Here is a 15,975-nt window from a genome sequence, read left to right as displayed (position 1 = left end):
CGTTTTATTTTGTTTTCGGTACGACTTTAAAAACTGACATTCGTTCTTCATCAATTTCTTCGTCTAAGATTTGCTGAATATCTGTTAATTGGATTTGCTCCAGTACTGGCACGACATCAAATAAGCTCATTTCTAAGAATGCGTATCGAGTGAATTGATTGGCGATGTACTCCGGGGAGTTCATCGCTTTTAAAAAGCTGCCAATTTTTTTCTTGCGAGCAAGTTCAATCTTTTCTTCTGTGATCAGGCTTTTTGCTTGAAGAAGCGTTTCTTTTAATTCATCTGCGAGTTGATCAGGGTCATTTGTGTCTCCGCCAACTGAAGTGAAGCCAAAACCGCCTTCTTCCGTATAATCGTAACTGAATGTCTCATCAATCAAGCCTTTTTCATACATACGCTCGTATTGCAGAGAACTTTTACCAAACAATGTCTCTAAAATAAGATTCATGCCAAGCTCATGTTTGAGGAGCTGTTTTCCTTTTTTATGCGGGTTTTTCGTTTTCAAACCAAACATACATTTAGAACCTTGTACATTCATTTTCAGTTCGTATTCTTTTCGGTATACACGATCAGGTTCATTGATCTCTTTCCGCTGAATATCCGGCTGATCGGTAAATGGTTTTTTTGCCTGATTCGCTCTTACTTGGTCTAAAATTTGCGCCGGATCAACAGGACCCACTACAAAAAGAAGCATATTGCTTGGGTGATAGAACGTTTCGTAGCATTCATATAAATGGTCTTTCGTAATTGGCGCAATGCTTTCAACGGTTCCAGCAATATCAATTCTCACTGGGTGCTCTTGATAGAGGTTTTCGATCAGACCAAAGAATAAACGCCAATCTGGATTGTCATCATACATGTTGATTTCTTGACCAATGATGCCTTTTTCTTTTTCGACCGTTTTTTCAGTAAAATAAGGCTCTTGCACAAAATCAATGAGTGTTTCAAGATTCTGTTCGACATTGGCCGTACTTGAAAATAAGTAAGCTGTTCTCGTAAACGTTGTAAATGCGTTTGCGGCTGCTCCCTGTTTACTAAATGTATGAAACACATCACCATCTTCTTTTTCAAACAGCTTATGCTCTAAGAAATGGGCAATTCCATCAGGCACTCGGATCATGTCTTCTTTGCCAAGCGGCACAAATTCATTGTCAACAGAGCCATATTTTGTTGTGAAGGTTGCATATGTTTTGTTAAACCCTTGTTTTGGCAGCACATAGACGTCAAGTCCGCTCTCCATTTTTTCATGATACACCGTCTCTTGCAGCTGATCGAATTGAATTGTTTTCACTGTCATGAAGCACCCTCCGTTCCTTTAAGAAAATAGGTCGTATCCCATTCGATTTTTTGACCCACTTTGATGATGTCCTCTTTTGTCACTCTGTCTAACGCATCTAAAAAGGATTCGAGGCTCTCCCCTGTTGGCACGACGGCATGCTGATATAAGTATTCCGCTGTTCCATAAGACGTATCAATTGTTTCGAGCAACTGGTTTTTGACGACAGCCTTTGTCTGTTCAATTGCTTCATCAGAAAAATCGCCTTTTTGCATGGCATCAAATTGTTCTTTGATGATGTCTACTGCCTGCTGATAGTTGCCGACTTCAATTCCTGACATGACCATCATCAAACCTTTAAAGCTCTCAAGTCTAGAAACAGCATAGTACGCAAGACTTGCTTTTTCCCGCACATTGATAAATAGCTTTGAATGAGAGAAGCCGCCGAATATGCCATTAAACAAATGCAGCGCCGGATAATCTTCATCCCCTATCGTTGTATGTGTGCGAAAGCCAATGTTCAGCTTTCCTTGTTTTACGTCCTCTTCATCAATGACTTCTTTTGGCTCTATTTGTGATCTTGATGATTCGGTATTTTGTTTGACCGGCTCTCTTTCACTTGTTTTAAAGTATTGCGAGACCATTCGATTAATGTCTTGTTCATCAACGTCTCCCACAACATAGAGATCCAGCTGGTTGGACTGAAGTGCATGCTCGTATGCTTTAAAGAGCGCTTCTGACGTAATCGCTTCGACGTCTTCCATTTCACCATTGACGTGCAGTGCATATGGCTCACCTTTACACATTTCCTGCACAAGTCTTAAGTTTGAATAGCGCATTTTGTCATCATAAACGGCTTGAATGCGCTGTTTCAATGTTCGTTTTTCTTGCTCAACGTACAATTCATGAAATACCCCGTTTTCCACGTACGGGTGGAATAATAGTTCAGAAAGTAAGGCAATCCCTTTTTCTAGTAAAGGGGTTTGATCCTTTAAATATTTTTCATTCGCCATTTCTAGACGGAAGGTAATGATGTGATTTTCACCTTTTTTCGCCATGTCTGCGGAAACGGTCGCTCCATAGAGCTCGTCGAAATAAGCACGAAGCTCTCCCGTTTTCGGCATTTTTTCTGTTCCTCTTAAAAGCACATGCGGGAAAAGAGAACGCATGGTGACGTCATCTTTGGATAAAGGCGCAAGCATTTTAAAAAGGATTGTCACGGTTTTAAATTTTTCTGTTTTGACAATATGAGTATGAAGACCAGGTGTATCAAATGTCTTCTCTTGTAAGTACGTCATGAGAAACCTCCTTTGTTCATCCTATTTATTATGTATTAGAACATAGCTGATATATACGTGAAACAGCCATTTAATAGTCATTATATCAATCAGAGGAAAGGATAGGAAATAAAAACGCCTCTGCTAAAAGCAGAGACGCAGGTTGTTATTTCATTCTAAACGGCCACCAATTCCATTTTCCAAAGATGCGAACCATGACCGGGATAAAGAGTGGTAGAACAACAAAAGCATATAATAAAAGTCCAATGAGTACGACCGTTGCAATTTCAACTAATGATAATACACCCGAGGGCAGCATCGCAGCAAAAGTACCCGCTAAAATAGCAACTGCTGAAATAATGACCGACCCCATATTTCTCATCGCTGATATCATGGATGCTTGAACATGCTCTCCCTTCCATTCATTAAAACGATCCATGAGGAAGATCGAATAATCAATGCCGAGGGTCACAAGGATCACAAAGCTGAAAAATGGAACAGCCCAGCTGACACCATCGTAGCCAAAGAATGTTTTGAAAATCCATTCTGTTAAGCCAATGGATGTAAAATACGTTAATATAAGTGAAAGTGTTAAGTATATCGGCATGACGATTGACCTTAATAATATAACTAAAATAATAAAGATACCAATTAACATGAAAATAACCGTTCTGATAAAGTCACCGTCTGACGTTTCTTTTAAGTCAACATTTAAACTGGAGATACCAGATACACCGTAGTTGGCGTTTTTCAAACCACTTACAGGTAAATATTGATCAAGGGTTTCTTCAATTTTTGCTACACCTTTCATGGCTTCATTGCTGTATGGATTTACATTTAAAATCACTTCAAAGGTAGTTAATTTACGATCTGGGGACATATACGTATTAAATATTTTCTTAAACTCATGGCGTTTCAATACTTCTTCTGGTATAAACCAGCCCGTTACTTCTTCATCTGGTGCTTCCTGAAGCTGTTTTAAATAGCTGTCCGCCTCGGTAAAGCCGCTTTTTACTTGCTCAAGTCCGGAAATACTTTCATCTAATCCATCTGTTAATAGTGAGAGTTTAGATGATAGCTGGTTAAACCCTTTTTTCACGGCTTTTTGGCCATCAGTCAGTTGATCTGCACCATTTTCAATTTTAGGCATTTCTTTGATGAGCTGTTTTTGTCCTTTATTCGTTTCATCAAGACCATCATAAATTTGATCTAGACCTGTCATCAGCGCCTTTACTTGTTGTTTGATTTCTTTTTGCTTGTTTGAGACCGTTTGAATGACTTGATCTGCTTTCTTGATCTTTTGTTTAAAGGCAGATGCTTCCTCTTCATAGACGCTCATTTGCTCTCCAGCTTGATCGAGCATTCCTTTTGTGTCTTTGAATACTTTTTTGATTTCTTTATATTCATTCATATCTTTGATTTCTGGAAGCCGGTTTTCAAGTCCTTCAAATGATACGTTTTCATAGGATTGTTTCACTTTCTTAATCGTTGTCATCAGTTGCTCATTTGATGTTGCGTGACCTTCCAGTGTGCTTACGACTCGTTCAAGGTCTTGAATCATGGTTTCACTTCTGCGGTATTCTTGCTCTAATTCTTTTTTCGCTTGTTTGATTTCAGTGCGAATGGTTCCTACGCCCTCTTTACTGCGCCTCACACCATCCTCTAAAGAAATGAGTGATTTCCTCACTTCTCCGATCCCGCCTTTGATGGCTTTTGTCCCATCAATCAATTGATCAATCCCTTTAGCGGATTCTTCAATTTTTGGTTTTTGTTTGAGAAGTGCTAAGTTTGTTTCGGTCAAGCCATCTGTAATTTTCCCGATGCCCTCATGACCTTTCCCAAGCTCTCCTCCCAGCTCTTTCGCTTGAGAGGTAACGTAGAGCTGACTTAACCCGTCTCCAACTGGGCGAGTGACACTGCGAACCGCTTTTACTTCCTCAATGTCACTTAACTTACGGGTCAGTTTTTCAATCATGACAATCTTTTCTTGATTATCGAGCTCATTGTCACTTTCGACAAGCACATTCAGCGGCAGCGCTTCACCAAAGCCAAATTGCTCAGATATCGTATTAAATGCAGACACTGACTCATACTTTGTCCCAATCTCATTTAAACTATTATAAGAAAGAGTGCCGTCATACATCAGAATTGGAGGAACAGTGATGAGTGCAACTACCCCTAAGCTGATGAGCGGTCTTTTAAATGAAAAACGCCCAGCCCATTCCCAAATCTTACTTTGTGGATGACGAATGTTTTCTCTTTTAGACGGCCAAAAAAGGGATTTTCCGAAAACCGACATAAAAAAGGGAACGATTGTGACAAGTGCAATGAGCAGAATGCCAACGCCTACGGCAACGCTGACGGCTGATTGGTACAACTGGAATTTTGCGAAACCAATACTTGAGAAGCCGACTAACACAGCTAAACCGCTGAAAAAGACTGTTTTCCCTGCACATTGATACGTGATGATAATCGATTCTTTGACATCACGCCCTTGACCAATCTCCTCTTTAAAACGGCTTAAAAGTAATATACAATAATCCGTTCCTATACCGAACATAATAGCTACCATAAAAATCTGAGTGAAATTAGACAGAGGGAATGGTGTATATTCTACGAGAAAAGCAACAATACACCGGCTGACAGCATAAGAAATGCCAATCGTAATAAGCGGGACAACAGGTGCCAGTATCGATCTGAATACAATTATTAAAATAAAGAAAATAAAAATCATCGTAATAAGTTCAGTTTTCTTCAGACCTTGTTGAGAGCTTTTAATGACATCTGAGTCCACAAATTTTTGACCTGTCATTTCATATGAGACGTTGTAGGGCTTTAAAACTTCCTCAATTCGTTCTTTAACCTTCACAGCTTTTGTTTCGTAGTGGTCGAATTTGAATGGAACAAGAAGTGTACTTTTATCCTTTGATAAAAGTTGTTTTTGAATGTCACGTTCTACATGAAAATACGAAGTAATTCCGTCAATGTGGAGTTCTGGGGCATGTGTCATGAGTGCAGCTAAAGCCTTTTTTAATTCCTGCTCTTTGGCAGGGAACAAATGTTGTTCGGAGAATACAATCACACCAGTATCTTTTTTCCCATTATGATCTGAAAGCTTATCCAATAAGTGAAGTGCCTCAGCTGTTGGTGTCCCCTCTGGAACCTTTAACTGCCCTTTTTCTCTTGTTAATTCCTCTAAATTGGGCGCAGTAATAAACAGAATCACAGCTGTTATCATCCACACCAGTAATACAATCCATCTTGCTTTAATTATTTGCAACATAGCTGCTTCAAGCTCCTTCTAGTTCATCAATCAATTTGCTGTTTTTGAGCGTGTCTGAAGTGCTGACTTCGTCTCCTTCAACGTGCTAATGGCAGGATGACCTATTCAATTGTCCTTTCGTGTTGAAGAAACGCATATCCATCATCAGCCACGAGCTCAATTTCTGCCTTAAAATAAAGACAGAAAATGAATGTTTTTGAACACCTCCTATTTGGGATAATTTAAAAGATATTACTATACATTAGTTTAACTATCAAAATTTTACATGTCAATTTATAAAAAAGAAAAAAGATGGCAAAATACCGTCTTTTTTCTATGTTTAAACCGTTTTCAATTGTTCACTTTCATCCTTTTCATCTGGCTGGATGAAAAAGAGGACCAAAAATAATGAAATGAGACTACATATGGTCGATAGAATAAAAACGATGGAGTCTCCTTTATCCATCAGAAATGCGTAAATTGGAGGTCCTAAAGCAACACCGATAAACCGCATGCTGCTATAAAATGACGTAATGGTTCCGCACTGCTCTTTTTCAATACCTTCTGTTATCAACGCATCAAGTGCTGGAAGCACAATGCCGATCCCTACGCCGCCAATACTTAAGCAGACAAACAACACGTAAAAACTGTGATTCCACCATAAAAATAGATACGAAAGTGATAAAAGAGCCATACCAACGATGAGAAATATCCTCATTTTCCCCTTTTCTTTTCCGATTGTTTTTCCAGCAATGTACGAGCTGATTGATAAAAAAAGGAGCGGGATGCTTAGCAGCAAGCCTTTTTTGACACCCGTTATTTGATACGCCGCCTCTAGGTTATCTGACAAATAAAAGAGCACGCCAAAAAGAAGAAACATAATAAAACCGCCAATAGCAAAAATGGCATAAAGCCAGCGTCCTTCATGCTTAAAAATCGTCTTTGTTGATTTTAAAAACTCTTTAAATGTAGGCGGATCTTCCTCTTTCTTTGCGGATTCAACCATAAACAGTACCATCACAAAGCTGATGATTGAAAAGAATGGAATGAACCAAAACGGTACAAACCAAAACCAAGAAGCGAGAAGTGCCCCAATAATAGGACTTAGTACCTTTCCAGCTGTATTAGAAGTTTCAATTGCTCCAAGTCCCGCACTTACCTCTTCATCATCGTGAAACAAATCGCCAATAAACGGCATAACGACAGGTGCTGCCCCGGCTGAGCCAACTCCTTGAAGGACCCTGCCAAATAGAATCCACATATAGGGTTCTTTCATGATGGTTGAGGCAACAGCTGCCACAGCTCCTCCAAGTCCTGCGATTAAAAGACACGGCAAAAGTACCTTTTTCCGCCCAATTCGGTCAGATAAATAACCGGCAATCGGAATACACAAAATCGCCACAACGGAGTATACCGTAATAATGAGTGACACTTGAAAGGAAGTGATTGAGAGTTTCTTTTCTATCTCTGGTAATACGGGTATTAGCATCGAGTTCCCAAGTGTCATGATTAGAGGCACTGATGATAATGCAATAATATTCTTTTTACTGACCGTTTTCTCGCCCAACATCATTCACCCAATTCTATATACTGTTACGTTTAGTGTGGCATGTTTCACGGGTTTTATGTATGGGCAAACAAAAAGCAACCGCCTATGGAAGCGACTGCTTTGTTAAAATCGTTTACGTATGACATGGAAGCTGAATTTATCCGCTCGAAAATAATTGAGCGAGTATAAGACCGGCTGATCATCTTGATCATAGTGCATTTGTTTCAGTAATAGTAAGGCTGTTTCTGGGTCACATTCTAGTATCGGTGAAACCTGATCGTGATAACCAATCGGTTCGATGTCTGCCACTGCATATTTAATTCCGCTGTGCGGTTCTCTGCCAAACAGCTCAAAAAGCGATTCTTCCTCATGAGTAAAAGAAGCGGGAAGATGTTTGACCGGAATTTTATCTAAACAATAGACGACTGGCTGTCCATCTGCTGTTCGAACGCGTTCCATTGAAAAAACCTTCTCGGATTCATCACACTGAAAACGAATGACATCATTCTCTGTCGGCTCTCCTTCTTGTGAGGACAAAAAGATGGTACCTGGCGTCATATTGACCTGTTCAATCATTTTTGTGACACTTGTCAGCTGTTCAATGCCAGTAGAAAAAAGCGGTCTTGAGTTGACGAAAGTTCCCACACCATGCCTTCTAATTAAATACTTCTCTTCTTCTAATATACGAAGGGCTTCACGAAGGGTCGCTCTGCTCACGCCTAAAAGCTTTGAGAGCTCAAACTCAGAAGGCAGCTTTTCTTTTTCGGCATATACACCTGTTTGAATATCTTCTTTAATACGGTCAATCACTTTCAAATATAAATGGCGATTGTCTGTTTTGGTCGACATGTTTTCCCTCCGTCTAATCAATGCAAATGATAAGATGAGAAATCTCTATTCCGAGATAAGATGAACATAACTATATCACGTTTTTGCAAATAAATAAATAGTCTGACATCCAGTTAACATAATCAATATATCGTTAACTTATTGTTAGGAAAGCTCTCTTCGAATTATGAAGAGAGCTCGTCATGTTGTTCTTTTGAGAGGAGGACTTCTCTCGGTTTACTGCCTTCATATGGTCCGACAACCCCGCGTTCTTCCATTGCGTCAATAAGACGTGCGGCACGGGTATAACCGATGCGGAACCTCCTTTGCAGCATAGAAACAGAGGCCGTCTGCATGCCAATGATCAGTTCAACTGCTTCATCATATAAGTCGTCGTCCACAGCCCCAAGCTGATCTTGCGTTTCTTCACTCGGGATCATTTCTTCTTGATATTGTGCTTTTTGCTGCGTGATGACATGATCAACGACATGTTCCACTTCTTCATCTGATAAAAAGGCGCCTTGTACACGAACTGGTTTGTTCGCACCGACAGGTAAGAACAACATATCCCCTCTGCCCAGCAATTTTTCTGCGCCTCCCATATCAAGAATGGTCCTTGAATCGGTTTGTGACGATACGCTAAATGCAATGCGGGAAGGGATATTTGCTTTAATGACACCTGTAATGACATCAACCGAAGGCCTTTGTGTAGCAATAATTAAATGAATCCCCGCAGCACGTGCCATTTGAGAAAGCCTTGTAATGGAATCTTCTACATCAGAGGAAGCGACCATCATTAAATCAGCAAGCTCGTCTACAATGACGACAATATAAGGTAGTTCTGGCTGCTTCGCCTCTTCTGATTGATTCATTCGTTTAATGTAATCATTGTACCCTTCAATATTTCTTGTGCCCGTATGCGAAAACAATTCATAACGGCGCTCCATTTCACTAACCACTTTTTTAAGTGCCTGTGAGGCTTTCTTAGGATCAGTCACAACTGGAGCCAACAGATGCGGGATGCCGTTATAAACATTTAATTCAACCATTTTCGGGTCAATCATCATCATCTTCACTTCATGAGGTTTTGCTCTCATGAGAATGCTTGTGATAATGCCATTGATACATACGCTCTTTCCGCTTCCTGTCGAGCCAGCCACAAGTAAATGCGGCATTTTGTTCATTTCAGCCAGCACAGCTTCACCAGAAATATTTCGGCCCAGTCCGATGAGCAGCTTGGCATTTGGGCGGTCATTTTGTTTCGATTCTAAAACCTCTTTTAAAGAAACCATTGCAATTTCTGCGTTGGGAACTTCAATTCCGATGGCAGATTTACCAGGAATCGGCGCTTCAATTCGAATGTCTTTTGCAGCTAATGCAAGGGCTAAATCATCACTCAAGTTGACGATCTTACTTACCTTCACGCCGACATCAGGGTATACTTCATATTTTGTGACGGCCGGCCCTAAATGAACTTGTGTCACTTTTGCTTTTACACCAAAGCTTTGGAAGGTCTTTTCAAGCTTTCTTGCATTTTCATAAATATTCTTCTTATCTGTTTGCTGACCTGAATGCTGCGGCTCAGCTAAAATATCAAGCGATGGCAGCTCATAATCCTTATTTTCAAGCTCCGTAAACGTCATAGGCGGAGCTTCTTTCGGTTCATCCCCATTATCATGAGACGGAGTGCCTTGTACAGTTTCTTGAAGAGGATCTGGCTCTTTGACCGGCTGATCTTTTTGAACCGGCGGTGTGAGCATGTCATCTCGATCAGCAAAACTTGAGATAATCGGCTGACGATTGTCAGAAGCCTGTTCTTCATCCTCGATCAAGATATGATCATGATCTTCTTCGGCCTCTTCTTGCAAGCGTGAACGTTTTTTCTTTTCACTTGTTTTCTGCGCAGGTGCATTCTTTTTCGCCTGCCTTATGCCTTTCATATCTTCAATAAATGCTTTCCACTGCTTCACCAAAAATTGTGATACAGGCAGCGTCACTTTTTTGACCATTTCTTGCAGTGACCGGTTTGTGATCAGCACAATTCCGATCAGCATTAGCACAATGGCCATGATTTGCGACCCTGCTTGTGCAAACAAGAAATAGGAGGCCGCAAATAATACAGCACCGATCATACCTCCTCCTAAATCGGGCGAGCCTGTCTCACCTTTCATATCCATTAAGAATAACTCAAACGTATTTCTGATCACACTTTGAGAGCCTATCACGCCTGCAGCTGAAAGATGCTGAAAAAGCTTCACATGTGACAAAAGCAAGATACTCGCAATGATGCAGTATAAACCTGCTTTTCTTCTTGTCAGTAAATCAGGAATTTGTTTTTTCCAAAAGATCGTCACACCAAAAAGAAATAATCCGATAAGGCAGAGAATAAACCATTCACCTGCAAAGAATCGAAATAGATGTACAAAGGTTTGTCCAACTACACCTAGCTGTAAAATGGCAATGATCGCTATGGCAATACAGACTAACCCATTTAGTTCATATTTCAGTTTTAGCTGTTTATTTTGTTTTTTTCTTGTTTTACGTTTTCTCTTTTTCGCCATACTCATCACCTTACTACAAAAGAAAATATAACCTACGAAAAGATCAGAAAGAAAGCAGCCTGGTTTTGGCTGCATCTTGTTGTAAGTTTTCCCTTTATTATAGCATAGAATCATTCATATGAGTCGGTTTGATTGGTGCCTAAATGTAACTTCAATCGCTTACCTGGTGCAAGCTCCTGATTCAAAAAGTCCATTGGATTTGTACTCATTACTTGAACGATTTCCGCTTCATCTTCTTTCATTTCAACCATCACTGGCACGCCCTGAATGTTTACCTGCTGGAGTTTGCGTTCTCCTTGTTCCTCAGCGTAAATGGCTTCATAAGGCATAGGTGTATATAAAATCATTGGATCAGCCCCTCGTTTTGTGCAGCCCGTTCGCCAATAAGCTCGTTCAGCTTTTTAATCGCTTGTCCAACGCCTCCGACTTCATGCATTAGTCCGTATTCAGCCGCCTCATGGCCAACGACATTTGTCCCGATGTCTCTTGTCAGATTGCCTTTAGAGAACATAAGCTCTTTAAATTTCTCTTCTGTAATGTTTGAGTGACTCGTGACAAAATTAATGACTCTTTCCTGCATTTTATCTAAGTATTCAAAGGTTTGCGGAACACCGATGACTAGACCGGTTAAGCGTACAGGGTGAATGGTCATCGTTGCTGTTTCGGCAATGTATGAATAATCACACGATACGGCGATTGGAACCCCAATAGAGTGGCCGCCGCCAAGCACAATGGATACAGTCGGTTTTGATAAAGAAGCGAGCATTTCTGCAATAGCTAGTCCTGCTTCTACATCGCCTCCCACTGTATTTAAAATGATCAGAAGCCCTTCAATTTTTGGGTTTTGTTCAACTGCTACGATTTGTGGAATGACATGTTCGTATTTGGTTGTTTTATTTTGTGGCGGCAGCTGCATGTGCCCTTCAATTTGTCCAATAATAGTCAGGCAATGTATGTTTGTATCTTGTGACAACTGCGGGACGGCTGTTTCACCAAGCTGTTGTATTTTGCTCATAATGCTATCTTTTTCTTCTGGTTTTCGCTCAGGCTGCTGTTCATTCTGTTCGTCCATTTGTCTCCATCCTTTCCTAAAAACTCTCCTCCTATTATGAACAAGATCGTCACATTCCATCCGCATTCATCATGTCACATCAAAAAAGCCCAAAGAGCTTGTGCTCTTTGGGCTTTTCTCATCACACTTCCATAATAATTGGAATGATCATTGGCTTACGTTTTGTTTTTTCATATAGGAATTGATTTAGTACATCGCGCATGGATTGTTTCAGTGTTGACCATTCAACAATTGAGTTTTCCGTTTGCTCTTTCACAATCCCTTTGACCATTTCTGTTGCTTTCACAATCAGCTCTTCGGATTCTCTTACATAAACAAATCCTCTTGTGATGATCTCAGGTCCAGAAATTAATTGTTTCTTTTGTTTATCGAGCGTAATGACCACAATTAAGATGCCATCTTGAGACAATAGGCGTCTATCACGTAAGACAATATTCCCGATATCACCAACGCCAAGACCGTCGATCAAAATGTTCCCTTGATGCACTTTTTCACCGATCTTTACGTTTTGTCCTCTAAATTCTACAACATCGCCTTTATCAATTAAGAAAATGTCGCTTCGTTTCATTCCCACTTCTTCAGCAATACGAGAATGTGCTTTTTGCATGCGATATTCGCCGTTTACTGGAATTAAATACTTTGGCTTCAGTAAGTTCAGCATGAGCTTTAACTCTTCTTGACAGCCATGTCCAGATACATGCACTCGTTTTTGAGCAAAAATTACTTGTGCTCCGCTTCTTGTAAGGAAATCCACCGTTTTTGAATATGTGAGTTCTTGTCCCGGAAGAGGTGTAGACGCAATCACAACCGTGTCATCTTTTTCAATATGAAGCTGTTTGTGATTTTGTTTCGCCATTTTTGTTAAAGCAGCGAGAGGCTCACCGTGGCTTCCTGCTGTGAGAATGACCACACTGTTTTTCGCCATTTTTTTCACTTCTTGGACTGGAACAAATAATTCTTCGTCTGCTGTCACATAACCAAGTTTGATCGCAAGCTGAAGAGTTGTCATCATATTTTTTCCTGCTACTGCAAGCTTACGGCCATTTTGGTTTGTGGCATTAATGATCTGCTGTACACGGTTAATATTTGATGAAGATACAGCGACAATCACACGATTTTCAGCATTGTACATCGCATTTGAGATTTCGTCTTGGACGAGCGCCTCAGAAGGTGTATAGCCTGGTTTTTCAGCATTTGCACTGTCTGAAAGAAGTGCTAAAACGCCATTGTTTCCAATTTTCGCAATCTCTCCGATGTCACAGGCTTGGTTAAGCGCTGGGGTTTGATCAAATTTAAAATCACCTGTGCATACGATTGAACCAAGAGATGTTTTGAAGCTGATTCCGACTGAATCAGGAATACTGTGATTCGTTCTAAAGAATGATACCTTTGTTGTTTCAAATGTAATGACTGACTTTGCATGAACCTCACGCAAATCAGCTTTTTGATTGAAGCCGTATTGCTTTAACTTTTCTCGAAGTAACGCAAGGGTCAGCTTCGTGCCGTAAACTGGTACAGACAATTTACTTAAGCAATGGAATACGCCTCCGATTGCTTCATCATGTCCGTGGGTAAGAAAAATTGCTTTCACCCGATCAGCTCGTTCTGTTAAATAAGAGATATCAGGAATGACCACGTCAATGCCTAGCATTTCGTTTTCTGGATGCATGAGTCCTGCATCTACAACATATATGTCGGAATCAATCTCAATGACATATAAGTTTTTCCCGATTTCTCCAACGCCTCCCAGTGCAATAATTCTTACGTTCTCTGTATTTTTCTTTTTCAAAATTCTTATCCTCCTAGTCTCAAGCCCGTCCATCATCGCTTAATGCTATTATAACTGAATCTAATTTTAGAAAACAAGATGAAGTCACATTTTAAGAAAGTGTTTATGTATAAAAAACGGTCATACTCAGGGACATCTGAGAATGACCGCTTACGAATTTTTTTGTTTTGATCAGCTGTTTAATACGCTGCTTAAATTCAGTCTTTCTTCTTCTGATAAAGGTAAAAGCGGGAGTCGAACGGATCCGACATCTAATCCTTTCAGCTGAAGAGCTGTTTTGACAGGCGTTGGATTTGGCGCTGAGAACAGCTGGTTCATGATCGGCACCAGTTTTTGATGAATCAATGCCGCATTCGCTGTTTGTCCTGAAGCGTAGCTTTTTAACATTTGTTGCATATCAAGGCCTACGATATGAGAAGCCACAGAGACAACTCCTCTTGCACCAATCGCAACCGCAGGAAGCGTTAGGCTGTCGTCACCAGAGTAAACGTCAAAATCTTCTGGTGTCTCTGCAATGATTTTTGTCATGGCATCTAGATCACCGCTTGCTTCTTTGATTGCGACAATGTTCGGTATTTGCGCAAGCTTAATCGTTGTTTCTGGTGCTAATGAAGCAACCGTTCTTCCTGGTACATTGTAAAGCATGACAGGAAGAGATGTAGACTCGGCAATTGCTTTAAAGTGTGCATACATGCCTTCCTGTGATGGCTTGTTGTAGTAAGGTACGACAAGCATCACTGCATCAACGCCCGCTTCTTCTGCTTTTTTCGTTAGTTTAATAGACGCATTTGTGTTATTACTGCCTGTTCCTGCAATGATTTTACAACGACCATTTGCTAATTTCACCGATTGCTGAAAAAGAGCGACTTTTTCTTCAGTCGATAAAGTTGGCGATTCGCCTGTTGTCCCTGCAACGACTAAAGAGTCACTGCCGTTTTTTAACAAGTAATCAATGAGAATTGATAGCTTTTGGAAATCAATGTTGCCCTTTTTATCAAAAGGTGTAATCATAGCTGTTGCGATATTTCCGAAATTCATTTTTTTCACCTCATCATGATTCAATCACATTTATCTTGAAAGTTCAAACACTTCATGAAGGGCATTGACAGCCGCTCTCATGTTTTCTTCGTTCACTAACACCCAAATCGTCGTATGACTGTCAGCGGACTGTAAGATCGGAATATTTTGCTCAGATAGTGCAGATACAATTTTAGATGTGACACCTGGTACACCCATAATGCCTGCTCCAACAGCTGATACCTTTGCACAGTTTGTCGTGACAATCGGCGTATAGCCCAGATCTTTTAGGATCGCCGTTGCTTTTTCAGTCATTGCACCTGTCACCGTATAGACGATTTCGCTCGGTGTAATGTTGAAGAAATCGACACTGATTTGGGCATTTGCCATTGCTTTAAAGACTTCTGTTTGTACGCTGTACTGTCCCTCTTTAGCTGGGACTTTGATTTGTGTGACATCATTGACATGTGCAATACCCGTAATCAGGCGGTCGTACACATCATGACTCATTTTATCTGAGTAGTGCGATGTCACGAGTGTACCCTCATCATCAGAGTATGTTGAACGGACCCTCATTGGTACTTTTGCTTGCATGGCAATTTCAACAGCTCTCGGGTGAATGACTTTTGCCCCTTGGTATGCGAGGTTACAAATTTCTGTGTATGTCACGACTCTCAGTGGTTTTGCATTTTCTACGATACGGGGATCTGCTGTCATGACCCCTTCTACATCTGTAAAAATATCGATGAAATCTGCCTGCAATGCAGCGCCTAACGCAGCAGCTGACGTATCACTGCCGCCTCGTCCGATTGTTGTCACGTCTCCATTTTTCGCAGCGCCTTGGAATCCAGCAACGACAACCACATCATGCTCTGAAAGTGCCGCCTCAAGACGTTCACACTTCATGTCAATAATTTTCGCATTTGTATGTTCTTTATCTGTCACAAAACCTGCCTGTGATCCAGTCATCGCAACAGCCTTTAGCCCGTTTTCATTCAGCATACTTGAAAAAACAACAGCTGAAATATTTTCTCCGCAAGACACGAGTAAATCTTTTTCTCGGTTTGTCATATGCTGCGCATTGCCGTAAAGCAGACCAAGCAGCGTATCTGTCGCATAAGGATCGCCTTTTCGTCCCATCGCAGACACGACAACGACCGATTTATAGCCTTTCTCTTTTGCAGATAAGATATGTGCAAGTGCCCTTTTTCTCCCTTGATCATCTTTGACAGATGTACCGCCAAATTTTTGGACAATTATTTTCACTGTTTTCACTCCAAGTTCATTCTGACGTAACAGAAGAGAGTAGGCGAAAGATGCCTAACTCTCTTCTATTCGTCCTCA

The 15,975-nt window shown here is 40.7% G+C and carries 11 protein-coding genes; all 11 read right to left on the bottom strand.

The window, feature by feature from the left end; genetic code table 11:
- Positions 1-4: 4 nt before the first annotated feature.
- Entirely contained in the window at positions 5-1,297 is a 1,293-nt protein-coding gene (locus tag ABG082_RS08365) for a pitrilysin family protein (protein ID WP_348936755.1), read from the bottom strand.
- Positions 1,294-2,574 (bottom strand): pitrilysin family protein, encoded by a 1,281-nt coding sequence (locus tag ABG082_RS08360; protein WP_348936754.1) that lies wholly within the window; start codon positions 2,572-2,574, stop codon positions 1,294-1,296. Before ABG082_RS08360 ends, ABG082_RS08365 begins: the two co-directional genes overlap by 4 nt.
- 145 nt (positions 2,575-2,719) lie before the next feature.
- Positions 2,720-5,836 (bottom strand): MMPL family transporter, encoded by a 3,117-nt coding sequence (locus ABG082_RS08355; RefSeq protein ID WP_348936753.1) that lies wholly within the window; start codon positions 5,834-5,836, stop codon positions 2,720-2,722.
- A 319-nt stretch (positions 5,837-6,155) separates the two neighbouring features.
- A complete protein-coding gene (locus ABG082_RS08350) occupies positions 6,156-7,388 on the bottom strand; it encodes an MFS transporter (RefSeq protein ID WP_281201650.1) in 1,233 nt (410 codons plus the stop codon).
- Positions 7,389-7,487: 99 nt separating this feature from the next.
- Entirely contained in the window at positions 7,488-8,213 is a 726-nt protein-coding gene (locus ABG082_RS08345; protein ID WP_008344706.1) for a GntR family transcriptional regulator, read from the bottom strand.
- Positions 8,214-8,377: 164 nt separating this feature from the next.
- Positions 8,378-10,753, bottom strand: a complete 2,376-nt coding sequence (locus tag ABG082_RS08340; RefSeq protein ID WP_348936752.1) for a DNA translocase FtsK — start codon at positions 10,751-10,753, stop codon at positions 8,378-8,380.
- A 110-nt stretch (positions 10,754-10,863) separates the two neighbouring features.
- Positions 10,864-11,100 carry a YlzJ-like family protein gene (locus ABG082_RS08335; RefSeq protein ID WP_008344712.1) on the bottom strand — a complete coding sequence of 79 codons (237 nt, stop codon included), beginning with the start codon at positions 11,098-11,100 and terminating at the stop codon, positions 10,864-10,866.
- Positions 11,097-11,825: a ClpP family protease gene (locus ABG082_RS08330; RefSeq protein WP_008344713.1), complete on the bottom strand. Its 729-nt coding sequence runs from the start codon at positions 11,823-11,825 to the stop codon at positions 11,097-11,099. Before ABG082_RS08330 ends, ABG082_RS08335 begins: the two co-directional genes overlap by 4 nt.
- A gap of 121 nt (positions 11,826-11,946) precedes the next feature.
- A complete protein-coding gene (gene rnjB / locus ABG082_RS08325) occupies positions 11,947-13,614 on the bottom strand; it encodes a ribonuclease J2 (protein WP_008344715.1) in 1,668 nt (555 codons plus the stop codon).
- 171 nt (positions 13,615-13,785) lie between these two features.
- Complete coding sequence (dapA, locus tag ABG082_RS08320) at positions 13,786-14,652, bottom strand: 4-hydroxy-tetrahydrodipicolinate synthase (RefSeq protein ID WP_019744174.1); 867 nt, start codon at positions 14,650-14,652, stop codon at positions 13,786-13,788.
- Positions 14,653-14,682: 30 nt separating this feature from the next.
- Positions 14,683-15,897, bottom strand: coding sequence for an aspartate kinase (dapG, locus tag ABG082_RS08315; RefSeq protein WP_019744173.1), 1,215 nt, complete (start codon positions 15,895-15,897; stop codon positions 14,683-14,685).
- Between the last annotated feature and the right edge of the window lie 78 nt (positions 15,898-15,975).

This window comes from Bacillus sp. BS1807G30, from assembly GCF_040047675.1.
GTDB classification, from domain to species: Bacteria; Bacillota; Bacilli; order Bacillales; family Bacillaceae; genus Bacillus; species Bacillus altitudinis.
Note: the sequence above shows the minus strand (reverse complement) of the source record. Positions and strands in the feature narration are given on the sequence as shown.